This window comes from Corynebacterium felinum, assembly GCF_030408755.1.
Taxonomy (GTDB): domain Bacteria; phylum Actinomycetota; class Actinomycetes; order Mycobacteriales; family Mycobacteriaceae; genus Corynebacterium; species Corynebacterium felinum.
Map to the genome: position 1 here is coordinate 1,139,062 of NZ_CP047209.1, position 26,825 is coordinate 1,165,886.

Annotated in this window: 25 protein-coding genes; 16 read left to right on the forward strand and 9 right to left on the reverse strand. The window is 53.4% G+C overall.

Annotation, left to right across the window (positions count from 1 at the left end):
- The first annotated feature begins 6 nt into the window (after window positions 1-6).
- From CFELI_RS04985 to CFELI_RS04995, 3 genes are read left to right on the forward strand one after another with little or no spacing between them, the layout of a single operon-like run.
- Window positions 7-477, forward strand: a complete 471-nt coding sequence (locus tag CFELI_RS04985; protein WP_277105511.1) for a DUF2550 domain-containing protein — start codon at window positions 7-9, stop codon at window positions 475-477.
- Window positions 478-506: 29 nt separating this feature from the next.
- Window positions 507-1,205, forward strand: a complete 699-nt coding sequence (gene nucS / locus CFELI_RS04990) for an endonuclease NucS (RefSeq protein WP_277105510.1) — start codon at window positions 507-509, stop codon at window positions 1,203-1,205.
- A 6-nt stretch (window positions 1,206-1,211) separates the two neighbouring features.
- Complete coding sequence (locus CFELI_RS04995; RefSeq protein WP_277105509.1) at window positions 1,212-1,490, forward strand: Rv1322 family protein; 279 nt, start codon at window positions 1,212-1,214, stop codon at window positions 1,488-1,490.
- A gap of 33 nt (window positions 1,491-1,523) precedes the next feature.
- Here CFELI_RS04995 and mce read toward each other — a convergent pair whose 3' ends face one another.
- Window positions 1,524-1,988: a methylmalonyl-CoA epimerase gene (mce, locus tag CFELI_RS05000; RefSeq protein WP_277105508.1), complete on the reverse strand. Its 465-nt coding sequence runs from the start codon at window positions 1,986-1,988 to the stop codon at window positions 1,524-1,526.
- 134 nt (window positions 1,989-2,122) lie between these two features.
- Here mce and CFELI_RS05005 point away from each other — a divergent pair, with 134 nt between their 5' ends.
- The 4 genes from CFELI_RS05005 to CFELI_RS05020 all read left to right on the forward strand — a co-directional run bounded on the left by CFELI_RS05005 (window position 2,123) and on the right by CFELI_RS05020 (window position 6,852).
- Window positions 2,123-2,434: a thiamine-binding protein gene (locus CFELI_RS05005; protein WP_277105507.1), complete on the forward strand. Its 312-nt coding sequence runs from the start codon at window positions 2,123-2,125 to the stop codon at window positions 2,432-2,434.
- Window positions 2,435-2,458: 24 nt separating this feature from the next.
- Window positions 2,459-3,331 (forward strand): tetratricopeptide repeat protein, encoded by an 873-nt coding sequence (locus CFELI_RS05010; protein ID WP_277105506.1) that lies wholly within the window; start codon window positions 2,459-2,461, stop codon window positions 3,329-3,331.
- 56 nt (window positions 3,332-3,387) lie between these two features.
- Entirely contained in the window at window positions 3,388-4,896 is a 1,509-nt protein-coding gene (locus CFELI_RS05015; RefSeq protein WP_277105505.1) for an ABC transporter substrate-binding protein, read from the forward strand.
- Window positions 4,897-5,214: 318 nt separating this feature from the next.
- Window positions 5,215-6,852, forward strand: a complete 1,638-nt coding sequence (locus tag CFELI_RS05020; RefSeq protein WP_277105504.1) for an Ig-like domain-containing protein — start codon at window positions 5,215-5,217, stop codon at window positions 6,850-6,852.
- A 45-nt stretch (window positions 6,853-6,897) separates the two neighbouring features.
- Here the strand turns inward: CFELI_RS05020 and glgB are convergent, their stop codons facing one another.
- From glgB to CFELI_RS05035, 3 genes are all read right to left on the reverse strand, one after another.
- Complete coding sequence (gene glgB, locus CFELI_RS05025; RefSeq protein ID WP_277105503.1) at window positions 6,898-9,087, reverse strand: 1,4-alpha-glucan branching protein GlgB; 2,190 nt, start codon at window positions 9,085-9,087, stop codon at window positions 6,898-6,900.
- Between the two features lie 187 nt (window positions 9,088-9,274).
- Window positions 9,275-9,820 (reverse strand): CAP domain-containing protein, encoded by a 546-nt coding sequence (locus CFELI_RS05030; RefSeq protein ID WP_277105502.1) that lies wholly within the window; start codon window positions 9,818-9,820, stop codon window positions 9,275-9,277.
- A 358-nt stretch (window positions 9,821-10,178) separates the two neighbouring features.
- Window positions 10,179-12,203, reverse strand: coding sequence for a maltotransferase domain-containing protein (locus CFELI_RS05035; protein ID WP_277105501.1), 2,025 nt, complete (start codon window positions 12,201-12,203; stop codon window positions 10,179-10,181).
- Between the two features lie 98 nt (window positions 12,204-12,301).
- On the opposite strand from CFELI_RS05035, the gene CFELI_RS05040 reads away from it, so the two are divergent.
- Genes CFELI_RS05040 through CFELI_RS05065 form a run of 6 tightly spaced genes read left to right on the forward strand, consistent with a single transcriptional unit; the run spans window position 12,302 to window position 17,987 of the window.
- A complete protein-coding gene (locus CFELI_RS05040) occupies window positions 12,302-13,135 on the forward strand; it encodes an ABC transporter ATP-binding protein (protein ID WP_277105500.1) in 834 nt (277 codons plus the stop codon).
- Between the two features lie 15 nt (window positions 13,136-13,150).
- A complete protein-coding gene (locus tag CFELI_RS05045) occupies window positions 13,151-13,948 on the forward strand; it encodes an NUDIX hydrolase (protein WP_277105499.1) in 798 nt (265 codons plus the stop codon).
- On the forward strand, window positions 13,945-15,090 hold the full coding sequence (locus tag CFELI_RS05050; protein ID WP_277105498.1) for a THUMP-like domain-containing protein: 1,146 nt from the start codon (window positions 13,945-13,947) through the stop codon (window positions 15,088-15,090). Before CFELI_RS05045 ends, CFELI_RS05050 begins: the two co-directional genes overlap by 4 nt.
- 39 nt (window positions 15,091-15,129) lie before the next feature.
- On the forward strand, window positions 15,130-15,903 hold the full coding sequence (locus CFELI_RS05055; protein ID WP_277105560.1) for an electron transfer flavoprotein subunit beta/FixA family protein: 774 nt from the start codon (window positions 15,130-15,132) through the stop codon (window positions 15,901-15,903).
- 30 nt (window positions 15,904-15,933) lie between these two features.
- On the forward strand, window positions 15,934-16,887 hold the full coding sequence (locus CFELI_RS05060) for an electron transfer flavoprotein subunit alpha/FixB family protein (RefSeq protein ID WP_277105497.1): 954 nt from the start codon (window positions 15,934-15,936) through the stop codon (window positions 16,885-16,887).
- A 5-nt stretch (window positions 16,888-16,892) separates the two neighbouring features.
- A complete protein-coding gene (locus CFELI_RS05065) occupies window positions 16,893-17,987 on the forward strand; it encodes a cysteine desulfurase family protein (RefSeq protein ID WP_277105496.1) in 1,095 nt (364 codons plus the stop codon).
- Here CFELI_RS05065 and CFELI_RS05070 read toward each other — a convergent pair.
- Window positions 17,984-19,159 carry an alpha/beta hydrolase gene (locus tag CFELI_RS05070; RefSeq protein ID WP_277105495.1) on the reverse strand — a complete coding sequence of 392 codons (1,176 nt, stop codon included), beginning with the start codon at window positions 19,157-19,159 and terminating at the stop codon, window positions 17,984-17,986. The two genes, CFELI_RS05065 and CFELI_RS05070, sit on opposite strands and share 4 nt — an antisense overlap.
- Window positions 19,160-19,201: 42 nt before the next feature.
- Complete coding sequence (locus CFELI_RS05075) at window positions 19,202-19,987, reverse strand: spermidine synthase (RefSeq protein ID WP_277105494.1); 786 nt, start codon at window positions 19,985-19,987, stop codon at window positions 19,202-19,204.
- 50 nt (window positions 19,988-20,037) lie between these two features.
- On the opposite strand from CFELI_RS05075, the gene mnmA reads away from it, so the two are divergent.
- Together mnmA and CFELI_RS05085 are read left to right on the forward strand one after the other, a co-directional pair.
- Window positions 20,038-21,114: a tRNA 2-thiouridine(34) synthase MnmA gene (gene mnmA, locus CFELI_RS05080; RefSeq protein ID WP_277105493.1), complete on the forward strand. Its 1,077-nt coding sequence runs from the start codon at window positions 20,038-20,040 to the stop codon at window positions 21,112-21,114.
- The gene (locus CFELI_RS05085) at window positions 21,111-21,920 is read left to right on the forward strand and encodes a uroporphyrinogen decarboxylase/cobalamine-independent methonine synthase family protein (RefSeq protein ID WP_277105492.1); all 810 of its coding nucleotides are present in this window, start codon (window positions 21,111-21,113) and stop codon (window positions 21,918-21,920) included. Before mnmA ends, CFELI_RS05085 begins: the two co-directional genes overlap by 4 nt.
- On the opposite strand, the gene CFELI_RS05090 is transcribed toward CFELI_RS05085, so the two are convergent.
- Window positions 21,880-23,055, reverse strand: a complete 1,176-nt coding sequence (locus CFELI_RS05090) for an HNH endonuclease signature motif containing protein (protein ID WP_277105491.1) — start codon at window positions 23,053-23,055, stop codon at window positions 21,880-21,882. The genes CFELI_RS05085 and CFELI_RS05090 overlap by 41 nt on opposite strands.
- Before the next feature lie 125 nt (window positions 23,056-23,180).
- Window positions 23,181-23,876, reverse strand: coding sequence for a 3'-5' exonuclease (locus CFELI_RS05095; RefSeq protein WP_277105490.1), 696 nt, complete (start codon window positions 23,874-23,876; stop codon window positions 23,181-23,183).
- A gap of 53 nt (window positions 23,877-23,929) precedes the next feature.
- On the opposite strand from CFELI_RS05095, the gene ligA reads away from it, so the two are divergent.
- Window positions 23,930-25,948 (forward strand): NAD-dependent DNA ligase LigA, encoded by a 2,019-nt coding sequence (ligA, locus tag CFELI_RS05100; RefSeq protein ID WP_277105489.1) that lies wholly within the window; start codon window positions 23,930-23,932, stop codon window positions 25,946-25,948.
- On the opposite strand, the gene CFELI_RS05105 is transcribed toward ligA, so the two are convergent.
- A complete protein-coding gene (locus CFELI_RS05105; RefSeq protein ID WP_277105488.1) occupies window positions 25,945-26,607 on the reverse strand; it encodes an ACT domain-containing protein in 663 nt (220 codons plus the stop codon). The genes ligA and CFELI_RS05105 overlap by 4 nt on opposite strands.
- Window positions 26,608-26,825: the final 218 nt, after the last annotated feature.

Sequence of the window (26,825 nt, forward strand, 5' to 3'; positions counted from 1 at the left end):
ATCATCATGTCGTCTATCATTCCCCAAATTTTGATGTGGCTACTTTTGCTTGTCTTCTTCGCGGCTGGAGCACTAGCGGCGTGGCGTTTTTTCACCCTGCGCTCCTCGGGTACTTCCGCTATTATTCGCCGACTTCCTGCTACCGGTAATCATGGCTGGCGACATGGTCTCGTACGATATGAAGGTAAAGAGTTGAAATTCTATCAGCTTCGATCCTTAAGCCCATTCCCAGACGGCGTCTTTAATCGTTTTTCCGTTGAACTGACAGGTCAACGTGAAGCCACACGAGAAGAGGCGTCGTTTTTGCCGTTTAATGAACCTATTTTTGAATTCACTCACGACGCCGTGGCTTATGAAGCACAAATGTCAGCGCACGGGCGGATGGCTTTTGTTGCGTGGATCGAGTCTGCACCCGATGCACGCACCGACAAGATGAGCCCACGCGAACTACGCCGTCGGATGCGAAATAAGCACTAATCTGAGCTTTTCGACTAGGGTAATTATTCATGCGCCTAGTTATTGCTCGTTGCTCTGTTGATTATGTGGGACGCCTTGAGGCCCATCTTCCCTCTGCTGATCGTCTGCTGATGGTCAAAGCTGATGGTTCCGTTTCGATCCATGCGGACGACCGCGCATATAAACCGCTGAACTGGATGACCCCGCCGTGCACGTTAACTGAGCTAGACAAGCCTGAAGGCGCAACGGAAGACGCAGCCGACATCGCCGCCTATTGGGTGGTGGAAAACAAAAAAGGGGAACAGCTGCGTATTACCCTCGAAGCTATCCATTCCGATCTTTCTTACGAACTTGGCGTGGACCCCGGATTGGTTAAAGACGGCGTGGAGGCGCACCTACAGGAGCTTTTAGCTGAGCATATTGAAACGCTGGGGGAGGGTTATTCGTTAGTCCGTCGTGAGTATCCGACACCTATTGGTCCGGTGGATATTCTGTGCAACGATGCTGATGGCACAACCGTGGCTGTGGAAGTCAAACGCCGTGGCGGTATCGACGGCGTGGAACAGCTTAGCCGCTACCTTGATCTGCTTAACCGCGACTTACTGCTGGCCCCTGTGATGGGTGTTTTCGCAGCTCAAGAAATCAAACCACAGGCACGTACGTTGGCTGAGGATCGCGGGATTCGTTGCGTCACTCTTGACTACGACACTCTGCGCGGAATTGAATCCACTGAACTCCGACTGTTCTAAGTAACCATGGGCCGTAAAAATCGCAGAACAAACATCACCCCAGCACGCGAACTTCCCGCACACGGTGCAGTCATTTTCGGCACGCGGCTAGTCGACGGTCCACGGTGGACTAACGGGGAGCAATACCACATGCGGATTATGGGCAGTAACACCGCAAAAAAATTCTATATTTGCCCTGGCTGCAACCAAAACATTCCCCCAGGAATCACCCATGTTGTTGCGTGGCCAGAAGGTCGTGGCGACGATCGACGCCACTGGCATAAGCCCTGTTGGGAACGCCGATAGTCCCCTCACACGGTGAGGGGACTGAACGAAACCTTATTCGCTAGAGACAGGCTCAGTAAGCTCAAGCAACACACCACCGGCATCCTTAGGGTGTACGAAATTAATCTTTGCCCCACCGGTGCCCTTCTTTGGTTCTGGGTACAGCAGACGAACACCCTGCTGACGCAAGTGCTCAGACAATGCCTCAATATCGGTGGTGCGCAGGCACATCTGCTGCAGCCCTGGCCCCTTCTTGTCAATGAACTTCGCAATGGTGGACTCCTCATTCAGTGGAGCCAAAAGCTGAATCATGCCGTCGGTCTCTTTCAGACCCTTCGGGCCAACCATGGCTTCAACAACACCCTGTTCTTCATTGGTTTCCTGATGGTGATTGACCCAACCAAAAGCACTGCGGTAAAACTCAACAGCTGCATCAAGATCAGCAACCGCGATGCCTACGTGGTCAAGGCAGACAACGAGCTCGTGGGGAATATCAATTGCGTGAAAATCTGGACTCATACCTTGTTATTTTAGTGTCCTGCTTCGCCTGCTACCCCTGCATGTGAGATTTGTCCCAGCAACCGATTCATGTTTGAGATACACGGCGTCACACGCAAACGGGGAAGTTACTAGAAAGAATGTAGAATATTGCCATGATTGTTGCCTTTTCTGTAGCCCCCACCGAAGTTCCCAACGCCCAAGCGGAAATGAGTGAAGCGGTGGCCGCTGCCGTCAAAGTCGTGCGAGAATCAGGCCTACCCAATGAAACCAACGCCATGTTCACGCTCATCGAAGGGGAATGGGACGAGGTCATGGGCGTCGTCAAGCAAGCAACAGAAGCAGTGCTTGCAGTATCACCTCGCGTCGGACTTGTACTCAAAGCGGACATCCGCCCAGGCTACACCGGGCAACTGACAGGCAAAATCGAATCTCTCGAACGCCACCTCACCACCCCCACACTTTAGGAAAGCGCAGAATCACACCCTATTATGACTACCCCTCACCGATTTCTCGCCGGTGCCATCGACCTCGGCGAAGTAAAAGCACAAGCCGAACTACGCCGCACCGCTGCCAACACCTCTTCTATTCCCACAACCGTGACACTGACCATGGACAATGTGGAAGAAGAACTCATCAAACGATCCGCACAAGTCCCCGTCATCGTGCTCATCGGAACCCCACGCAGCCCCGATTCAGAGCAACTCAAAGCTGACTTCGAACAGCTTGCGCATAAAGCCCAGCGACGCTTCGTCTTCGCTTATATCAACGCCGACGAAACACCCGACGTGGCACGCATGTTCGGCATTCAAGGCTTACCCACAGTAGTCGCACTCGCATCGGGGCAACCGATCGCCAACTTTGAAGGTGGACAGCCACTCGAAGCCCTCCAACAGTGGAGCGAAGCAGTCATTAACGCAGTAGGCGACCAGCTTCTCGGCGCAAAAGAAGAACAACCCGAAGACCCTCGTTTTGCGCCCGCAACCGACGCCTTGAATAGGGGAGACTTCCAAGCAGCCATTGACGTCTATGAAGAAATTTTGGCCCAAGAACCCAAAAACCTCATGGCTGCCCAAGCACGCGATAATGCGCGACTTCTCCATCGCCTACAGCAAGCAGAATCAGACGTAGATCCCATTGCCAATGCAGCAGCAAACCCGACAGATATCGACGCACAATTTGCCGCAGCTGACGCTGAAATTGCAGCAGGGGCACCTACAGCAGCCTTCGATCGACTCATTAACGTGCTCGCTCTCGACAAAGAAACAGTCCGGAGGCGACTCGTGGAACTTTTTGCGCTCTTTGACCCCACAGATCCCATCGTTGTCGAAGCCCGCAGCAAAATGGCTTCGGCACTGTATTAAAACACACTCGTGTTTCTTTCCTTCCCCATGCAGCATCGACAATGAGGACATTTCACATGCGTATTCTTGCCCTTCTGCTTACAGCTAGTGTTGTAGCAGGCTGTGCATCAAGCCCCACTACTGACCCACACATCATCACTGTGGGTGCGCAACCACCGGCATCAAAACTTCTGCCCGGTGAGCTGACCCGTGGACCATACGCATCACTTCTCTACACCGGTTTAGTTGAATACGCTGCTAACGGGACTGTGAAAAATGCGGTCGCTGAGAAGATTAGCTTCGAAGGTGACCGGCGCTATGTCATCACACTGAAGAAGAACCAACGATTTTTCGACGGCAGTGAGATCAAAGCACACAACTTCATTGACGCATGGAACTATGTTGTGCGCGAGCGTCAAGAAAACGCCCAAGCTTTTCACGCTATCGACGGATTTGAAGAAGGCGCTCAGAGCTTACGCGGGCTTCGTAAGATCGATGACTACACAATCCAGATTGATCTGAAGAAACCCGATCGTCTATTCCCTCAAAACTTAGGCTTGGCGCCTTTCATGCCACTTCCCGACAGTGCTTTTCGTGACATGGAGGAATTTGCCCGAGCACCTCAAGCGAACGGTCGCTATATCGTTGAAGGATACAATCGGACGAAAAACCTGAAATTGAAAGCTAATCCTGCACGGCAACAGGAACTGCGTAACACGGGTCTTCACTTCACGTTCTTCCCGCGGGCAGAGTTCGCACGCGATGCGCTGAATAATGGTCAGATCGATGTATTCGACGATATTCCAGTCAAACTCGTCAAAGATCTACCAACAGTTGAAGTCTCGCCTGCTGCTGGCTTCATTGAACTTTCCATCCGCGCCGATATGCCACACATGTCAGGGGAGGAAGGTAAACTGCGCCGCCAAGCACTCTCCCTCGCGCTCGACCGAAAGGCGCTGAGCACCTTTGCCCTGAAGAATGCTGCGGTGCCAGCCACTGGCTTCGGCTCGCCATCAATGCCCGGCTATCAGGTTTCGAAACCAGGAATTCTGAGCCACAATGCCCAACAGGCGCAAGCCTTGTGGAACCAAGCCGATGCGACCTACGGAAAGTTTACTGGTGCTTTCCCTATTAATTACTCCTGGGATTCGGATGCAAAAGGCTGGGTTGAGGCAGCCGTGAAACAGCTCAACTCCACCCTAGGCATTGAGGCAGTAGCCGCGCCATGGCCAGATTTTGCCACATACCGGTACCATTATCATGAAAAAACCATGTACGGGGCATATGTTACAGGGTGGACTTTTAACACGCCCTCGATGAGCAATTTCATTGCCATGAATTACAGCACTCAAGGGTGGGGAAATGACACGGGATATTCCAGTGCGTATGTTGATGACATGGTGGATAAAGCGATTCGTTCATCGGATCCAGGCTATCTCAAGTTAGCTCAACAGCGCCTTGCGGAGGACTTACCTGCCATTCCGGTATTTGTTCGTACTGCCCGCACCGCCTATGGTGATACCGTTGAGCCGGTCTCACCTGTATGGTCAGGTTACCCAGATTATGCACAAATAAAGAAGAAATAGTCCCTATATACCTGCTCTGGGCGTTGCTTGAAGCTTCACTGATTCCTCCCGCCTGCGAATGGGGGTAATTCTGGGGCTGTGAGTCAAACTCAAGGGAAAAAATTATGAAGCTATCTTATGGCAACTTACCTTCTTATAAATGCAGGTTGAAAATTAAGAAACCTTAGATTATATAGTGTTTCATATAAGACGTTTTTTCTGTTTTGTACGTTATGGGGGTAAAAAACAATAAGTGCAAATCAACAACTTTTTTCGAGGTATTAGTCTACGTAGTTGATTGATAGTTGAAGTATGTGATTTCTACCTTGGGAAGGGATTATGAAGCGCAGTATTTTTACACCCCTTGTAGTGTGTGCTGTTGCCTTCGGTTCTTTTGCGGTGCCTCAAGCATCTGCACAATTGCCGGATGGTGCAAAAATCAACATTGATAGCGTTAAGGTCACCAATCCTGAAGGCGATCAGCCGTTGCGCCAATGGGGGATTGCCACTTTTGACGTCAAATGGAGTGCCCCAGAAGGTGTGAAAGCAGGACAGAAGTTCAAAGTCTCGTATCCACCCTTCTTCCGGATGTACAACAACGACACGTTCCCATTGAAGGGTGCAAACGGAGTTAATGGTGGCACCTGTGAGGTTCACAGCGATACAGTGCCTGTGGACGAAGCAACCGCACATTATATTTTGTGCACCTTTGACAAGACTTTCGAGAACCACGACGATGTCCATGGAACCCTAGGCAGTGCACTGCAAGTTGATTCCGAATTGGATGATAATAAGGTTGATGTTGTTGTGGAAGGCGATCGTAAGATCAAGCTTCAACCAACCTTGCCAGGCGGGACTGGTGTGGGGCCACAGGATCGCAATCAAGCACTGAATTTCCAGAAGTTCGGTTGGTACACCTGGGATGGTAAAACCGCACAATGGAACATCAATCTGCCAGGTCAGGATTTGCATGGACAAACCGGGCCAATTGAAGTAACCGACCAGCTTACCGGTGAAGTTCCACACAAATTCAAGCCAGGTACCCTGCGTATGCGTGCGTCGGACTGCAACCCTAACGGTCAGCTTCCTGGTTATTGCAACCTCGACAACGATGAATACGTAGAGAATGTCTTCACTGATGAGACAATTTCTGCCGACGGTCGCACTCTCACCTTCAAGCTGGTCCCACCAGCGGGCGGATGGCGTGCCGATAAGTTCTACCGCATGTACTACCAGTCGGAAACCGCCGATGGAAACATTGCTCCAGCAGGCGACATGAACACCAAGATCACCTCGAACCACATTCGCCTGAGTATTGGCAAAGATTACGAATCCCGCGTGTGGCGTGAGCAGCGTGTCGACGGCACTATTGAGGGTGTGAAGCGCGGCTCCTTCGAAGTAACCAAGGACTTCAACGGAACCGAAGAGATTCGCAAGAAGCTGAAGGATGCAAACTTCACCGTGAAGGCTTCGTATACTCTCGGTGGCGAATCCAAGACTGAAGAACTCACAATCCCACTGGGTGACACTAAGGCTGGTTCGATCACTCTGCCACGCGACACCGTGGTGACTTTGGAAGAGATCAACCTTCCGACCGTTGATGGCGTTACTTTCGGAACCCCGAAGTTCGCAGCAGCTGACGGTGAAGACACCAGCAAAGTCAAGATTCTCGACAACGGCAAGCGTGCTGAGGTGACCATCCGTAGCGAAAACAACGTGAAGGTGACCTTGACCAACACCGCAAACGAGACCCCAGTGCTGCCAGGAAACCCAGGGTCCTCCTCGTCATCCGATAATAAGTGGTTGTGGTTGCTGCTTCTCGTACCAGCACTCGCCGGCATCATCGGGCTGTTGGCTAACGTGTTCAAGCTGCCACACTTTGGAAACCTTATTCCAGGGGCAAAACCTGCACCGAAGCAAGAAGAGCAGAACGTGCAAGGCGTAGCACCAGGCGGAAAGGCAATTCCTAAGAACTAACATAAAAGAAACCCCAACTAGTCACTATAGTTGGGGTTTCTTTGGTTATAGCTCAGTCCATCGATAGTACTGGGCACTCATCGCCGGAATGTTCACAGTGATCGAATGATCGTATCCATCCCAACCGGTATCCCATGCAGCAACATTTTGCTCCAGAATCGCATTCGTACCCACATACACACCAGCATCCGTGTTCAACACACACTGCCAGTTACCGGACTCAGGAACACCAAACTTGTAGTTGTCAATCGAGGTTCCACCAAAGTTAAACACGCACAACATCTTCTCGCCATCAAGACCATAGCGGACAAAAGCGAGAATATTGTTCGCCGCATCGTCAGACTTCACCCAACTAAAACCAGCAGGGGAGTGATCCTGCGTATGCAACGCTGGGGAAGTGGAATACAGACGATTCAGATCTTTCGATAACTGCTGCAAAGTCTCATGGTATTCGCCTTCCCAGCCAACCATGTCATCCCAGCTCAACGAACGAGCCTCACTCCACTCCAACACCTGGCCAAATTCCTGGCCCTGGAAAAGAAGCTTCTTACCAGGGTGAGCGTACATATAAGCAAATAAGGTACGTAACCCCGCAGCCTTATTCCACGCATCACCGGGCATGCGAGCCCACAATGAGCCCTTACCATGCACAACTTCATCATGGCTAAACGGCAAACAATAGTTCTCAGAGAATGCGTACACCAAAGAGAAAGTAATGTCGTTATGATGCCACGAACGATGAATCGGGTCGAGCTTGAAGTAAACCAGAGTATCGTTCATCCAGCCCATATTCCACTTCAAATTGAAGCCCAAACCATTGAAATCAGTAGGCGTAGTCACACCCGGCCACGAAGTAGACTCCTCAGCGATGGTCAACACACCTGCATGATTCTTATGAACTGTTGCGTTCATCTCCTGTAAGAACTGCACAGCCTCAAGATTTTCACGACCGCCAAACTCGTTTGGCAACCATTCACCTTCCTTGCGCGAGTAGTCGAGATACAGCATCGATGCCACGGCGTCGACACGCAAACCATCAATGTGGAACTCCTCCAGCCAATACAAAGCATTGGCGACAAGGAAGTTGCGGACTTCGTTGCGCCCGAAATTGAAAACGTAGGTGCCCCAATCCTGCTGCTCACCGCGGCGCCAATCAGGGTGCTCATACAACGGCTGACCATCGAAACGGCCCAAAGCGAAATCATCCTTCGGGAAGTGTGCAGGAACCCAGTCCATAATCACACCAATGCCCTCAGCGTGGAACGCATCAATCAACAACTTCAACTCATCTGGGGTACCCCAACGCGCCGTCGGCGCATAATAACCGGACACCTGATAACCCCACGAGCCGCCAAAAGGATGCTCCGCCACCGGCATGAACTCCACGTGGGTATAGCCCATCTCCTTCACATAGGCCACCAACTCAGTCGCGAGCTCACGATAACCCAAGCCCTGGCGCCACGAACCTAGGTGAACTTCATAGACGCTCATCGGGGTAGACATGTAATCGATGGTGGCACGCTGCGACATCCACTCGGAGTCCTTCCACACATAGGAAGATTCCGTGACCACCGAACCCGTCCGAGGCGGCTCCTCCGTTGCGCGCGCAACTGGATCTGCCTTATCCAAACGCCAGCCTTCGCCAGTATGGATGGCGTACTTATACACCGCACCCGCAGTGATACCAGGGATGAAAATCTCCCAAATACCCGACTCGCCCATAGAACGCATAGGGAACTGATTGGGATTCCATCCGCAGAAATCACCAATCACAGCAACACCCACTGCATTCGGAGCCCACACCGCGAAAGACACGCCGCTCACCCCATCAACAGTGCGAACGCGAGAGCCCAAAACCTCCCACAAGCGTTCATGGCGACCTTCTCGGAGCAAGTGGATATCCAGCTCACCCAAGGTGGGCAGGAAGCGGTACGGATCGTCCACAACGACGGTGTTTTCCTCTGACCAGGTGACACGAAGCTGATACTCGGGGGAATCAATAACCGCTACGAAGATATCGTCACCAATTGGTTGACATTCAACAACCTTGGGTGTTTTCGTGCCCACGAGAATCTCAACTTTGTGCGCACCAAGCTGACGAGTGCGAACAACAAAATTGCCCTGCTCGTCAGGGTGGCAGCCATAAATACTGTGCGGGTCATGGTGGCGACACTGCGTTAGAAGAGTGCGGTCGTGATCGTCAATAGCAGTATGTGAGACAGGCTGAAACCCCATTGCACGCTCTTTTCTCGAAAATGATGGTCAGATCTACACTTTTAACCCTACAGTGGTAGCAGATTTATTTCGCTTGTTATTGCACCCGACTCACCGCTGCTCATGAAGAAAAAATGCAGGAAAGCGCCTGTGGGTTGGGAAAAATCACAATTTTTCCCAACCCACAGGCGCTGAGAAGCTTCTTTGCTTAGTACCCTAAGATCATCGTGGCGTAGTAATTGCCATCCAGCGAAGGGACAATTGAAACCCCAATCTTGGTGAAAGCGGGATTGAGCATATTGTCGCGGTGCGAAGGGGAATTCAGCCACAGCTTGAAGCAAGAATCCCAGCGCAAGTAGTTAGCCATGAGGATATTCTCGCCCACATAGTAGCGCTCAGGAAGGGTGCTGTGGTGGAATTCGCCAGAACCTGCCATGAAGCCAGAGTGCTGGTGGGCAAGGTCGGCGTGAAAGCCGGTGCTTTGCAGAGGTCGCATTCCACGTCGGACGCGTTCTTCATTCAGCAGGCGAATGGTTTCCTGTTCGGCGTGAGTGGTGTCGTGATTTGCGGGCATCTCACGGTGAACACCAGGGAGAGCAACAGGAATACTTGGGTTGCTGCTGGAGTGGGAGGAACCGGCGATCAGGGGGGCGAATGCGAAAGCAGGCGCTGCGGAAAGGGTAGTGGTGGCACACATTCCGAGGGAGATGAACACTGCTGCGCTGAGGGTGCGCATACGGCTGGGGTACAACATTAAGAACCAATCGGTTGAGAGCAAAACTGGAATTTCATAGCTTTGCTTTATTGAACTAATAGTTCTTAATATACTCTTATCTTTAATTTATCTGCCAATCAACCACTGGGCACGATCTTCAATAACCTGCAACTTTATGGCGCAGTCAAGCTTAGAAAAATCTTAATGAAATCTACTTCCTCGGGTAGCAAACCTGCCAAATGGAGCAGTTTTACCGTGTATTGTGCACAATTTTCAAAAAATCGACGCGCTTTTTCTTAATGGTTGTGAAAATCATGCCGGTATTGCTGTGACAGGGTTGACATGAATAAATCCTCCCCACACTACTGTTTGGGGAGGATTTGTGCAGAGGAATAAACTACGGGCGGTAGTCGTCAGCTTCCCGCCTACGGATGCTGCTTAATGCATCACCGGTTACTTGCGGCAATGCAAGAATATGGGCGACGTCCTTTGTAGGGTCAAGGCGCACATAGGTGCTTTGAGCCCACGGGAATTGCTGATCACTGATGAGATCATGGGCGGTAAATGCAGCGTTGCGGGGAAGCCCGATCTTATCCATGTCCAATTCCACCGTTGTTTCTTGTGGGTTGAGTGGATCGAGGTTGATCACAACTAATACGGCATCGCCGGTGACCGGATCGACCTTGGTGTAGGCGAGAACTTGGTCGTTGGCGGTGTGGTGGAAATGAATCTGACGCAGCTGCTGCAGGGCAGGGCATTGACGTCGAATGCGGTTGAGCGCTGTGATATACGGTTCGAGGGTATCCTCAACATCGAAATTCCTCGGTTTGAGCTCATATTTTTCGCTATCGAGGTATTCTTCCGAGCCGGGGGCAACCGCAGTTCCTTCGTAGAGCTCGAAACCGGAATACATGCCCCACAGCGGAGACATCGTAGCAGCGAGAGTGGCACGAATAGCAAACATTGCCCGGCCCCCATATTGCAAAGACTCGTGCAAAATATCGGGAGTGTTCACAAACAGGTGTGGTCGGCTCACATCCGCCATGCGTGCGATTTCGAGAGCGAATTCTTTCAACTCATGCTTACTGACCTTCCATGTGAAGTAGGTATAAGACTGGGAGAAACCAATCTTGGCCAAGCCATACAACCGGGCTGGTCGGGTAAAGGCTTCGGCAAGGAAAATGACCTCAGGGTGGGTCTTGTGGATCTTCTTAATCAGCCATTCCCAGAAATCTGCAGGCTTAGTATGCGGATTGTCCACACGGAATGTGCGCACGCCCAAGTCCACCCAGAACTTCACCACACGATAAATCTCGTTATAAATTGCATGGCGATCATTGTCAAAGTTCAGTGGGTAAATATCCTGATACTTCTTCGGGGGATTTTCAGCATAGGCAATCGTGCTGTCAGGAAGCACTGTGAAAAACTCCTCATGGGTTTTCGCCCACGGGTGATCAGGGGCAGCCTGAAGCGCAAGATCAAGCGCGATCTCAAGATTCAAGCTCTTGGCGTAGGCAAGAAGGCGCTGAAAATCCTCCACGGTGCCCAATTCGGGGTGGGTGGCATCATGCCCGCCGTACGCGGAACCGATCGCCCACGGCGAGCCGACGTCGTCACGCTCCGGCGTCAAGGTGTTGTTGCGGCCTTTCCTGTTGACCTCCCCAATGGGGTGAATAGGGGGGAAGTAGACAGTATCAAAGCCCATGCGAGCGACCCGATCGAGCGCCGCAGCAGTGGTATCAAAGGTGCCATGGATCGGCTTGCCTTCATCATCCCAGCCACCAGTAGAGCGGGGGAACAGCTCGTACCACGAGTTGACCAGCGCATCGCGACGCTCCACCAGCACTTTGTGCGTATCCCCACTAGTTACCAGCAAGCGCAGAGGATTTTCGCTCAAAATTTCCGTCACTTCAACCGATAAGCCAGGGGCCACACGGGTGCGCAGGGGTGCGGTCTCGTCGCGCAGCTCTTTGGCCACAGCGAGCAACGCACTGCGTTGAAGGTTTTCGCTCAAACCAGCCGCAGCACGCTCGAACAGCTGTGCACCATATTCCAGATCATTAGCTAGTTCAGTGACAGATTGTCCCGCTTCAATCTTCGTGGTGACGGCATGGCGCCACGTTTTCATGGGGTCGCTCCACGCTTCAACATGGAAAGACCAGTCACCCGTGACATCGGGGATGAAGAAAGCGTGAACCAGATCAACATTGTGAGGGTCTTGGCGCATCGTTATCTTCATCGGCGAAGCGGCAATATGAGATGATGCTGGGCCCTGTACGGTCAGCGTTGCAGAAATAGCGTCATGGCCCTCCCGCCACACCTGAGCGCTGATAGGGATGAGCTCGCCGACCACAGCTTTCGACGGGTATGCTCGGCCGGAGATGAGGGGGCGGACATCCTCGATCGCAAGTCTTCCAGTCATAGTGAACATCACTTTCTTAAGAAGTTGAAACTCAAATCTTTCTTCCAAGCGTAGTCATGCTGTGTCAATTCCACACGAGTTTAAGGATTTAAGACACAATGGTGCTTATGACAAATTCTGACCTGCGCAATCCTGACCTCCTCCTCGATTTTGAAGACGTCCATTTTATCCGCGACGGTAAAACACTACTCGGGCCAGTGACGTGGCAGGTCGAACTGGATGAACGGTGGGTCATTATTGGCCCGAACGGTGCAGGTAAAACCACATTGATGCGCCTTGCCGCCGCCGAAGAATACCCATCAAAGGGTATGGCCTGGATTATGGGTGAAAAAATTGGTCGCACAGATATGCGTGACCTGCGCAGCATGATCGGCCTATCCTCTGCCGCGTTGGCTAACCGCATTCCGGTGGACGAAAAAGTAGGCGACCTCGTTATTTCCGCAGGATACGCTATTTTGGGGCGGTGGCGTGAAGAATACGAAGAGTTTGATGTGTCCCGCGCTGACGAAATTTTAGAACAGGTTGGTGCCGCACACCTGTCCGACCGCACCTGGGGCACCTTAAGTGAAGGTGAGCGTAAGCGAGTTTTGGTTGCGCGTGCACTGATGGCCAACCCCGAACTATTGCTTCTCGACGAGCCAGGTGCCGGCATGGATTTGGGCGGACGCGAAGACCTCGTAGGTTATCTCGGCGAGCTTGCATTAGATGCGGACGCCCCAGCCATGGTGATGATCACCCACCACGTGGAGGAGATTCCTTTCGGATTTACTCACGCCATGATCCTCGACGCCGGCCACGTGGTGGCTCAGGGCTTGATTGATGATGTGCTGACCAGTGAACATCTGAGTCGAGCCTTCCATCAACCAATTAAGGTCGATAGGATTGATGGCCGGTTCTTTGCCCGACGCAGCACTGATGGTTTAAGCAGCTAGGGGAGTTAGAGTCTCATGTCTGAGGCGGTTGTGGGATACGAGGGCGCAAAGCTTGCTGTCACCGTGGTGATGGTGCGCGATACTGAGCACGGTCTTGAGGTGTATGTCCAGGAGCGTGTGTCTTCGATGCCCACTTTTCCCAATGCCACAGTGTTTCCTGGAGGTGGGGTGGACAGCCGTGATGTGGACGCTACCGATGACGAATCTATTTGGTTCGGGCCAACCCCCGACCAATGGTCGCAAGTACTGGGCACGGATCGTCGAAAAGCTCGCGCGTTAGTGATGGCCGCAGGTCGAGAGCTTTTTGAAGAATCGGGAACGCTGCTCGCGTCACATCTTGATGGTTCACTGATTGCCGATGCCACCCCGTACCACTCGCAGCGTCTTGCTTTAGAATCGCACCGCTTGTCATTTTCGCAGGTGCTCAAGCGCAATGATCTGGTGGCCCGCTCAGACCTCCTTCACCCCTGTTCACGCTGGGTGAGCCCAGAAGAAGATGCAGTCAAATTCGACATGTATTCCTTTATCGCACAATTACCGGATGGACAAGAACCTGATGGTTGCACACGGGAAGCAGCATCAACGGGGTGGTTTAGTCCTTCCTTGATTCTTGATGGGTGGCGGGCTGGATTGCTGCGCCTTGTGATCCCTACCTGGGCGCACCTGTTGTTGTTAAGCCAGCATGATACGGTTGCATCCTTGTTAGCAGCATTAGAAAACCCTGTGATTGAACCTGTGTTGGGCAATCCGGTGGATGATCCCCGCTATGCAGAATTTTTTAATTACACCCCTCCGAATCGGTTGAATGTATGAGTTTAAGCCCAGACGAAGTTCGATTTTTACGCACCTGCGAGATCCCTAGTGACCGCGAACTATCCGCGCGTTCAGCCATTGAAGACGCAGAGTTTTTCCGTCGCGCTTTCGGCAAATTCGGCCGCGCTGCCTTTGAATTAGCGAAAGCGCGTAGCGCACATAAACTTCCCGATTCCTGGCTGATGTGCCACGAGTCGATGCAACAGGCAACCCCACCTGCTGTGGCACAGGTGCGAGCCCGTCGCATTGCCCGTCTTTTCCCCGATGCGCTTGTTCATGACGTGACCTGCTCTATCGGTACCGAAGCGCACGCGTGTGTAGAGGAAAAACTGAACTATTATGGTTCAGATTTAGATCTTTCGCGCATCCTCATGGCGCAGCATAATGTTTCCGCTCCCTTCCATATCGCGGATGCACTGCAACCAGCTATGCGTGCGGATATTGTGATCGCTGATCCTGCGCGCCGAGCGAAAGGGCGCAGGATTTTCAAACCCGAGGATCTCCTTCCGCCGCTCCCAGACCTGATCAACGCGCACCCTCAGGCGCTGTTAGCGATCAAATGCGCACCGGGCATTGATTTTTCCGAATGGGATGGCCTTGTTAGCGTGGTCAGTACGACCACGGGAGTGAAAGAGGCATGCCTGTATAGCGGCGCACTGTCTGAAGGGCATCGCCGCGAAGCTGTGATGATCACCAATTCCGGCGTTGATACGGTGACTGATGCATTGCCTGACGACGTCGGCGCGGGCGAACCAGGGAAATATATTCTTGATCCCGATGGTGCTGTGGTGCGCGCCGGGTTGGTGCGTCATTATGCGCATCGTGAGGGTTTGTGGATGTTGGATGAGCGGATTGCGTATCTCACGGGGGATGAAATTCCACTGGGGCGGAGTGGATTCGAATACATTGAGACTGTCCCGATGAAGAAACTCAAAGCGGCTTTAAAGGCCCATGACGCTGGGACTATTGAAATTTTGGTCCGTGGTGTTGATTGTGATCCGGATACGTTGCGCAAAAAGTTGGCGTTGAAGGGGAAGACCCCAATGACGGTGGTGCTTACACGCATTGGAACTCAGGGTGTGGCGTTGGTGTGTCGGGCACGTGAGTTTCGTCATGCTGCCGTGAGCGAGGTTGCGGGCTAAACTGTCTTCTTTAGTACGAATTATTGAGAAAGGGCGATGATGCCAGCGATTGTTGTGTTGGTCAAAAGTGTTCCAGATACGTGGTCGGTGAAGAGCTTGGAAGCTGACTTCACGTTGGACCGTAACAGCGTGGATAATGTGCTTGATGAGATTAATGAGTTTGCAGTTGAGCAGGCTTTGCGGTTGAAGGAAGCACATGCAGGCTACGAGGTTGTGGCATTGTCTGCTGGTACGGGGGAAGAGGCACTGCGCAAGGCATTGGCTATGGGTGCGGATTCCGCTGTGCAGGTTGTTGATGATGCGCTCGCTGGTTCTGATGTGTTGGGTACTGCGTGGGCGTTGACGAATGCGCTGAATCAAATCCCTGACGTGGCTTTGATTGTTGCCGGTGTTGCATCGTCTGATGGTGCGATGGGTGCGCTGCCGGGCATTCTTGCCGAGTACCGTAACCAGCCTGCCTTAACATCTTGCAAGTCGGTTGAACTTGCCGACGGCCAGGTCAAGGCCGTCCGTGAGACTCGCGATGGTGATTTCGCTATCGAGGCTGCTATGCCCGCAATCGTGACTGTTACTGATAAGGCTGATAAGCCCCGTTACCCGAACTTTAAGGGAATTATGGCGGCGAAGAAGGCTGAGATTCGGGTGTGGGACTTGGCTGCAATTGGGGTGTCGGCTGAGAATGTGGGCTTGGAGCGTGCTGCAACTCGCGTATCGACGGCGGTGCCACGTCCTACGCGCAGCCAGGGTGAGATGATTTATGGCGATGCTCAGACTCAGGCAGAAAAGATCGTCGATTTCATTAAGAATTCTTAATACTTTTTTCAAGCCTTGAGGAGTTTGAACATGTCTAATGCTTATGTTTTGGTGGAATACACTGGGGATCAGGTCGCAGCTGCGACTGCGGAATTGATTACTGCAGCGAAGGTTTTCGGGGCGGTCACCGCCGTGGTGGTGGGTACTGAAGGGGCGCATCTTCCGCTCGTCGATACGCTTGCTGCGTTGGGTGCGGATCAGATTGTGGCAGCTGAGGGCGCTGATGTGGCGTCTCGAATCGTGCTGCCGGAAACGGATGCGCTGTCGATGCTGGCCGCGAGTGCTCCTGCTCCCATCATTATTGACGCTGGCGCGCACGGCAATGAGATTGCTGGTCGCCTCGCTGCCCGTTTGGCTTCGGGTGTGTTGTGCGATGTTGTGGGCATTAATGCGGATCGCTCCGCACAGATGAGCATTTTTGGTGATTCCATTGAAGTCACCGCAGTAGTTGGCGGTAACAGCCCGATTTACACTCTGCGCCCTGGTGCGGTTGAGCCGAAGCCGACCCCTGGTGCTGGGGTGGTGAGCACTTTCGCGCTACCAGCTGCCACGGTGAAGGATGTGACCGTGACCAAATTCACCCCAGCGCCGAAGGGTGATCGCCCTGATTTGGCGCAGGCGAAGGTCGTGGTTGCGGGTGGCCGTGGCCTTGATTCTGCGGAGGGCTTTAGCAACGTTGCTGAGCCTTTGGCTGATGTGTTGGATGCTGCTGTTGGCGCGACTCGCGATGCGGTGGACTTGGGCTGGTATGGCCCACAATTCCAGGTTGGCCAGACTGGTGTGACAGTCAGCCCAGATTTGTACATTGGTTTGGGTATTTCCGGTGCAATCCAGCACACCTCTGGTATGCAGACTGCCCGCAAGATTGTTGTGATCAACAATGATGAAGATGCGCCTTTCTTCCAGATCGCTGATTTGGGTGTTGTGGGCGACGTGCATGAGGTTGTTCCTCGTGTGATTGAGGAATTGAAGAAGCGGGGCTAGACGCGGTGTTGTACTTCGATCATGCAGCCACTACTCCGATGCGTGAAAGTGCGAAAGATGCGTGGCTTGAGGCAAGCTCGGCGCTGAACCCATCTGGGCAGTACGCGCTGGGGCGTCGAGCGCGAAGCTTGCTTGACGACGCCCGCGAAACGGTGGCGAAAGTATTTGGCTGCGACCCGATCGAAGTAATTTTCACCGCCAGTGGCACTGAATCGGTCAATATTGCGCTGAAAGGCTTCTACGCGATCAGTCCGCATTCAAAAGTTGTGATCAGTGCCATTGAGCATTCCGCAGTGTACGAAACTGCCCAATTCCTTGGTGATGTGGACTTGCTTCCCGTCACTAGGGAAGGTTTCGTCCACGATCCCCACAACATACTGGCACAGCCAGCGGCGGTAGTCAGCTGCATGTGGGCCAACAATGAAACAGGCGCCATCCAGCCAATAGAGCAGATCATCGCTGCTACCGATGCACCAGTGCACGTTGACGCGGTTCAAGCGGTGGGAAAAGTTCCCATTAATTTCCATGCTTTAGGTGCCGCCAGCCTCGCGATGAGTGGGCATAAATTCGGTGGCCCACGTGGGGTGGGGGTGTTGCTTGCCAAGCGCAGTCCAGCACCCGCCCCACTGTTTCATGGCGGTGGGCAGGAGCGCGGTATTCGTTCCGGAACAGTGGATGTCGCTGGCGCGTGTGGTTTTGCCGCAGCATTGACTGAGGTTGTTGCCACCATGGATGAAGAACAGCAGCGCTTAGCGGCGCTTAAAGACATGATCATTGCTGCATTACCTGAGGATTCTATTCTCAACACCCCGAAGCATTCGTTGGCAACGCATGTTAATGTGTCGTTTCCTGGTGCTGAGGGCGATAGTTTGATCATGCTGTTAGATTCTCAAGGTTTCGCACTCGCGACCGGTTCTGCCTGCGCTAATGGTGTGAATCGGGCCTCGCGGGTGCTTTTGGCCCAAGGCGTTGATGAAAAAACCGCCCGCGGTACGCTAAGGATCAGTTTGGGCTACACCACCACTGAAGATGAGGTAGCCCAGCTGATCGAAGCGTTACCGAAGGCGGTCGCCATTGCCCGCCAAGCGGGCATGGCCTAGTCTTTCTGGGAGTTTTCTTCAGCCTGAGAGGGGTCCTCGAAAGGTAGGTTGTCTTTTACCTTGAGAGGAACCTTAGCCCCAGCGGTGGTTGGCTCGTCATCTTCAGCGTCAATTCCGAAGCCTTTGGCGTACACCGGCCAAGAATCCTTCATGTCTTTTTCCCAGTAATACCAGGTGTGCACACCGGTATTGCGGAACTTGAAGGTGGCGGGGATATCGAGCTGGTTGAGCTTGGCTTTCAAATCATGAGTGCATGCATTTGTTGCGGCCTCGATAATCCCACCGACGACCGTGACTTCGGAAGAGGAGGCGAGGGTCTCAATCCACTTTTCGCCCTTGATCTTGATGTTGTCGTAGAACTCGCGGTCAGAGATCAGACCCGAGCCATTGGATACGTAGATTGTTTTTCCGCGCAGGCCCTCAGCCTGAATCAGCGCATCGTGTTCAATATTGGTATCGGAGCCCAGTGGACCCCAAATCGATTCTGGGGTCTCCCCGTCACGTTCCATGGTGAAATTGGCGAACAGGGAAGGGAAAGCTTTCGAGGTGGCTGCGCAACCGGAATATGATCCGACCACATTGTAGAAATCCTCATTGCGTTCAGCCAGCAGTAGGGAAGAGGTGGCCGACATGCTCATGCCGACGATGCCACGGTTGTTCGGGTCAGCCTGAATTTCAGGCTCAATCTCTGAAGGAAGCTCCTTGGTGAGAAACGTTTCCCATTTTTGTGGGCCCTTGGCGTACTCAGTGCCTTGGGCGTCGCGAACCCAGTCCACATAGTAGGTAAACGCCCCACGCATAGGAATAACAACGTTGACATTCTTCTTCCAGTAGAAATCGAGCGCCTCAGTGTGAGTCACCCACGACACAGACTGCTCCCCACCGCCGGCACCATTGAGGAGATAAATCACAGGGCGGTTCGGATCTTTCGCCTTGAGAACCACCACTGGGATTTCACGGCCCAACATGGAAGGGGACTTTATAGAGTATTCAGCAATCCGCTCATCGTTATGGATTCGGTTGAGGCTGTCGATGCGTGCCCGCCACTTGTCATCATTAAATTCGCCCTTTTCGGGGCGGTCGGATTTAGTGATGAGCATGGGCGAAGCCGAGGCGACAGGAGCTCCCGCCAAGCAGCTTATAAGAACTAGGGTGGAAGCAATCCGACGCATACGTCTCCTCAACAGCTTGAAAAAATAATGTCCCCTTTCTCATCACCCTACCATGAATGCACGGACCCACTCATCGTTTTTCATCTGCGCAGGAACCCCACCTTGCAGCAGTTCGCGCGTAATTTCCGGCAGAACAGGCACAGGTTTATCGGAACCAACCAGAATAATATTGCCGTAGCGGCGTCCCTTCAACATCGAAGGATCTGCAATGACGGCAAGGTGAGCAAAAACTTCCGCCATGCCCCGTAGCTCTGCTTTGGCACCCTTGAGGTCCTTATGATCGCCACAGTTTGCGATGTAGAGTCCGCCGTCGGACAATGATGCATGAATTTGGCGGTAAAATGCCAGCTCGCACAAATTATCGGGGGTGACAGCCTGGGCGAACACATCACGAATCACGACGTCGCGCGACTGCGGAACAAAAGTATCGGCAACTGCTCTCGCCTCGCCCGCACGAATTTTCAACTGCGGTGCTGCCGGGAGCTGGAACCATTGCCGCACTAGCTGGGTGAGCTCACTGTCGAGCTCAACAACAGAGTTGCGGGAGCGCGGATATTTCGCCACGAAATAGCGGGGGAGGGAACACGCCCCACCGCCCAAATGCGTGACACGCAGCTTGTCGACGTCGAAACGCTGCTCGATGAGTGGGCACAACGCAACAATCCAACGCATGTACTCGTACTCAAGCCTTAAAGGATCGTCACTAATGTGCGAACTTGGCACGTGGTTGACAAAAATTTCATAGCCCCCGTGCGGATCAACCCGCACCTCAACCTCGCCCGTTGAGGTTTGATACGTCCCTGCAATAGTTTCTCGTTTTCTACCCACGAGAAGTCAATACTAAAGTAGATAAGTCCCGATGACATAAGAGGAGAACAATGAGAGTACTTGCAGCAATGAGCGGTGGCGTCGATTCCGCCGTCGCCGCCGCACGCGCACTCCAGGCCGGACACGAGGTTGTCGGCGTGCACCTAGCACTCAGCCGCGACCCGCAAGCCGTGCGCGAATCATCCCGCGGCTGCTGCTCGCTGGAAGACTCAGCAGACGCCCGCCGCGTGTGCGACAAGCTTGGAATCCCGTTCTACGTATGGGACTTCTCAGACCGCTTCAAAGCTGACGTCATCGATGATTTCGTCGACTCCTACACCCGTGGTGAAACCCCGAACCCCTGCCTGCGCTGCAACGAAAAAATCAAGTTCGAAGCCCTGCTTGAGCGTGGCATCGCACTCGGCTTCGACGCAGTAGTCACCGGGCACTACGCCCGCCTTGGGGAGGACGGCTACCTGCGCCGCGGCATCGACCCCAACAAAGACCAGTCCTACGTGCTGGGCGTGTTAGGGGCACACGAAATCGCACACTGCATGTTCCCCGTCGGCGACACCGAAAAACCACAAATCCGCGAAGAAGCTAAAGCCCTCGGCTTTTCAGTCGCCTCCAAGCCCGACTCCTACGACATCTGCTTCATCCCCGACGGCAACACCCAAGCCTTCCTCGGGCGCCACATCGGGCTGCGACCGGGAATGATCGTGGACACCGAAGGGCGCAAACTCAAAGAACACGACGGTGCGTGGAACTTCACCATCGGTCAGCGCAAAGGGCTTGACATCAAGCAACCAGCCACCGACGGCAAACCCCGCTACGTCACCGACATCGACGCCGAAACCGGCACCGTGGTCGTGGGGGCGAAAGAAGATCTTGTCGTCAACACTATCTACGCCGATCGTCTCAAGTATCTCCACCCCGCCATGACTGGGCGTTTCGACGCCGAAGTCCAGGTTCGCGCCCACGGCTCCGTTGCCCCCTGCGCTGTCCGCATCGACGGCGATAAGATGACCATCGAACTACGTACGCCACTCAGTGGTGTGGCGAGGGGACAAGCTGCCGTGATCTACCTTCCCGACCCCGACGGCGACATTGTGGTCGGCTCCGGCACCATTTGCGGAACAGCATCGTGATCTTCCACACCGGTGCACTTTCTGGAACCTTCGACGAAGCCGCAGACGTCATCGCCTCCGAAACCACACTCCGCACCATTCCCCGTGGCGAAGACTTCGTCGCCTTCACCTGCTCCATGCTTCGCGAACTACCCGTCGAACGCGGGCCACGAGGCTGGCGACTGAGCCATTCACCCAACCACCGCCTCTGGGATAGTTTCGACCGGAAACTCGACCGACTCGAAGAACTCTGGGGCACGACGAACCTTTTTGTGTCCGCGCTCGGCCCGTGGAGCCTAGCCGCACAGGTAGAACTGCCCAATGGGCATCTTGCTGTCACCGACAAAGGAGCGCTGAGGGATATCACCGAAGTGCTTGCTGAATCTTTGGCCAGCCAATACGAAGAACCCCTCCTTAGCGAACTTGAGGCAGGGCAAATTCCAGGCACCAGCGATTTCGACGTCATCGCACCGGTGCCTGCCACAGTGCTTGGCGAAAGGCTCGCTGGAATTAAGCAACTAGCAACCAACCACCTTCACGTGGCACGCATAGCCCAACCCCACACACTCGTTTTCCCACTCGCTGAGTTGACAGGAACCGAAAAACTTGACCTATTTGGCGAACTCTATTCCTCAGGAATGGATGCGGTGCTGGCTGTCGAACCCACCTGTACCGTTTCTACAATCTCCCGTCTGTTTGACTGCTTGAGCATCGAACCCCGTGCCCTCGATCTGACCAACGCCAGCACGCGCAGCAACCTCCTTGACACCGCCCGCATGCTTGCTGCTATTCGTCAGGTGGATGAGACTCTAGCGCGTGACTTCTAAGCAGCTGGACGAAAGTGCGAAGGTTTTCAGCCCGCGACTCGATACGCTGGGCAAAAGTCTGCCCAAACAAGCGTGATCGCGGCACAGCAAGGTTTGTGGACGTAGAACCATCCGGCAACGTCCACGACACCGCACCATCAGCCCTCAGGGCGTAGCTCAATGTACCGGCTGACTTTAAGTTATGGCATCGTCTACATAAAGAAACCAGATTCGACACCTGCGTATTGGCGCCAGTGAAATTGTGCCAATGATCCCGATCCGTATCCTCAACCCTTCGTGAACAACTAGGGCCACGGCACTGACCATCACGCATATCCATGAACGCTTTCATATCGTCCGGGGTGTGATAAGCACACGAAACCTTATCCTCAACACCATCCATGCTGCGCTGAATCGGAACCCACCGCGACCGATCCTCAGTGCTGAGAAAACCAGCACCGGGAACATAAAGATCATCAGTGCCTTCCAATCGATGTGCATGCACAACAACTTTTACATCGATATCGCGACCGTCAAAGAAAATCTTGCGTGCAGCCTCCTCCAGACTCACTGAAAAACGCTTCGCCACTGACTTCAACGCCGCCCACATCGCCCGACCCGTCACCGAATCAGTTGTGATCTCAAGGCTGCTGCGCCCTTCCGAGACATCTGAAAGTCGAACACCCTTCGGCTCACGAGCGACAACCCCATCAAGATTGTCCACCCCGAACAGATCAGCCAGAATCGCATTCACATGCTTAATAATCTCACGTGCGGATGGAAGCTCCTGATCATATTTTGTGGGACACAAAAAGTGATACAAGCACGCATCAATAACCTCATAATGGCGCTCATCCACGCTGCATAAGTGATTAAACACCAGCGAAATTCGGGGCAAATCCAGCAGCCACATCTGCCTTTGCAACCCCAAGACAAGAGGGAACTGACGAAGCGTATGAAAAGCCATGACGTAATTACATGCCATCCGGGCAGACACGCCCGTGCGTGCCGCCAAAAGCCGCGAATAGGCATCTACATCTTTATCTAAAAGATCATGACTCAACGGCTCCCAGCGGAGAAAATTCATTCGATTCACTTCGGCAGTCAGTGCTGAAACCTCATGCGAAGGATTCAAGCAGGAGTAGCAGGGTTCCATTACTCCTCCTTTTGAAAATATAAGAACCTAACCGTGTAAATACTGGTAGAAAAACTACTTCCAACTACCACTATTGTACAAACGCTTGTTCTATATTTTCAAGAGAAAACCTGCTAAATTTTTGATTAATTGTTCCTGTGTTCGAACGACTGCATAGGCCAGGAAGTATTAACAGTACTCGCATCTTTACCTTTGCCCGCCAAATGCTTAGCAAAACCGGTTTGCACCTCGTGGTAGCCCACCGCCTGAAACTCCATCAGCTCTTCCACACTGCGAGAGCTAATCTCCGTGGCATAGTTCCGCTTCGCCTGCATCCATGCAATACGCGCCGCCGCCAACGCATCAGCAGTTGCTTCATGGGCATTATCAAGCTTGACCCCATAGTGCTCACTCAACGCGGTCAACGTGCGGGGGCCTTTGCGGTAACGATCACAAATCTTATCCATCACGAACGGATCATAAACGGGACCACGCACCAAAAACTTCGGCTCCAACCGATGCAAAACAGTCAGATCATAGGGGGCGTTAAACACAACCAACGTGTATCCATCAGCCCACGCTTTTTCAATGGTAGAAATCGTCTCCTGCACAACATCATCGTGGGGGCGACCGTGTTCCCGGGCATACTCGGTACTAATACCGTGCACCTTGCTCGCCTGTTCAGGAATTTCCACACCAGGATCGGCCAACATTTCATAGGGATGCGATCCGGAAGAATCAATGCGCACAAGAGCGGAGGTGACGATACGTGCTTCAAAAGGGTTGGCGGAGGTGGTTTCGAGATCGAAGCTCAAAACTTTCAAAGGGTCGAAAGAACTCATGGATACAAGAGTAACTGCGAAACATAACATGGCAGACACTAGACTTGTACACCATGACTAATGTTGAGGTACAGGTGCAAGAAAAATGGCAAAAACTTGCAGCTGAAGTTATCCGCCACCGTGAACTTTATTACAACCAAACCCCCGAAATCACCGATGCGGAATTCGACGAAATATATGCGCAGCTGGAAAAACTGGAAAAAGAGCACCCAGAACTAGCCACTCCTTCAAGCCCCACCCAGCAAGTAGGTGCCCCCGTTGGGTCCTCCTTCGCAAATGTTGAGCATCTCGAACGCATGATGAGCCTCGATAATGTGTTCAACGAGGAGGAACTCACCCAGTGGCTGGAACGCACCCCAGCTCAGGAATACATTACTGAGCTCAAAATCGATGGATTGTCACTGTCATTGGTCTATGAATCCGGCACCTTAGTGCGCGCCGCCACACGCGGTGATGGGCGAGTAGGTGAGGATGTGACGGAAAACGCGAAGGTGATCGTTGATATCCCACATACATTGACGCAGCACCCAGAGTTTGCCATCCCTAAGGTGGTGGAAGTCCGTGGCGAAGTGTTTATCGCCGTAGAGGATTTCGGGTTGGTTAATGAACAGCGCCAACTCGAAGGGGGGAAGCCTTTCGCGAACCCACGAAACGCGGCAGCGGGGTCGTTGCGGCAAAAAGATGTAGAGGCGGTGCGCCGACGCAAGCTGCGCATGATTTGCCACGGTATTGGGCACGCGGAGGGGTTTTCGCCAACATCCCAGTCGCAAGCATATGAAGCTCTCGCGGCGTGGGGTCTACCAGTTAGCCCGTATACCGAGGTTGTCACGACTGCGAATCAGGTAAAAGCAACTGTTGAGAAGTGGGAAAAGAAGCGTGGCGAAGCCATCTTTGAGATGGACGGTCTTGTGGTGAAGGTCAACTCCCGCGCCGAACAGCGTGGATTGGGTGCTACCTCGCGTGCCCCGCGTTGGGCGATTGCCTACAAATACCCGCCAGAAGAAGTCATGACAAAACTTCTCGACATCCAAGTCGGCGTCGGCCGCACTGGACGTGTGACTCCGTTTGCGGTCATGGAACCGGTCTACGTGGCAGGCTCCACCGTAGCGATGGCTACGCTGCACAATCAGACAGAAGTCAAGCGTAAAGGCGTGCTGATTGGGGATACGGTGGTGATCCGTAAAGCTGGCGAGATCATTCCGGAGGTCCTCGGCCCGGTCGTCGAAAAGCGAACAGGCGAGGAAAAAGAATTCGTATTCCCCGCCACCTGCCCGAGCTGCGGGGCAACGCTGGCGCCACAAAAAGAAGACGACCTCGACTGGCGCTGCCCCAACACTCGCTCCTGCAAAGCCCAGCTTTCCGCCCGCCTTGCCTATGTTGCAAGCAGGGGAGCGTTCGACATCGAAGCGTTGGGCGAGAAAGCTGCGATCGACCTCATCGAGTCCGAAGTGCTTATCGACGAGGGCGCACTGTTCGACTTAAGAGAAGAAGATTTGCTGCGCACCAGCGTTTTTACCACGAAAAAAGGAACGCTGAACGCGACCGGGAAAAAGCTGCTGAAAAACCTCGACACAGCGAAAAACACCGACCTGTGGCGAGTGCTCGTGGCACTATCTATCCGCCACGTCGGCCCCATCGCCGCACGCGCACTCGCCACCCGCTACCGCTCACTGAAAGCAATGCGGGAAGCCGCCGTCGACGACATTGCGGAAACCGAAGGCGTTGGGCTTGTGATCGCCACCAGCTTCAAGCAATGGTTCGAGGTGGACTGGCACCAAGGCATCGTCGACCAATGGGCGAAAGCAGGGGTGACCATGGAGGAAGAAGAAACCGAACAGCTTGAGCAAACACTCGCCGGAAAGACCATCGTGGTCACCGGAACGCTGGAAAACTTCAGCCGCGACTCCGCCAAAGAAGCCATCATTGCCCGCGGGGGTAAAGCCAGCGGATCAGTGTCGAAAAAAACCGACTACGTGGTGGTCGGTGAAAACGCAGGTTCGAAGGAGACAAAGGCCCGCGAACTGGGCCTTGTCATCCTCAACGAAGAACAATTTGTGGAACTACTTGGCTAGTCCCGCAGCATACGGTGCAAAATTGTGCCGAAGTGGCCCATGTGCTCCACCTCACTGGGGAGGAAATCGGGGCCACCAACACGGCCAACAATCAGTACCAACCCCGACTTGCCCAACGGTGCGGCCGCGAGGGAGGAATCCAGCAACCACCACGTAGCAGGAACCCAGAAATCAGAATCGGGGTTCAAAATGCGGGCGCGCTCGATACCGATTTGGGAGGGGCGCGAACCATCATCCTCGGGGGCAGCCTCAGAAGCGGTGACACGGGCAACGGGGTTGCCGTCTTGAAGCAAAATCGCCCAGTTGGATGTCAACGCTTGGGGGACCTTATCCACTAATGCTGCGATCGCATCGGAGTGTGTGGAGGCGCCGGCGACGTCGGCAAGCATTTCGATCTGACCGCGCCGATCCACAGTGCCGGAGAAGGGGCGAATGGAATCCACTTCTACACCTTCGACGGTATGGGCTGCGGAAATAAGCACATCAGCCATGGTGCCTGCGGGGAGATTGACCACCATGTCATCCATGGCCGTGCCGTCGAGGAATGCTTCGACAACATCCACGGAACGGATATCGCCACCTGCGGCACCAATCGCTTCGGCTAGCAGTCCCAAACTACCCGGAGTATCGGGTAGCAGCACTCGGATGAGGTACATCACCGAATATCACAGCCTTTCATCTGAACGAGAAGTATCAAGGGCACATTCTACGAACATTTAAGCCTACGTGTGTGTTCAAGGGGGTGAGTTGGTGCAAAGATTGTCAGCTTATGCTCGCCTTTTGGTGGCGTGGGAGTTTTGAATTTTTTACTGGGGTATCCTATAAGCTTGTATCGGCTGGATGATGCCTGCGAAAATGTTTCAACACCCCCTCGAAA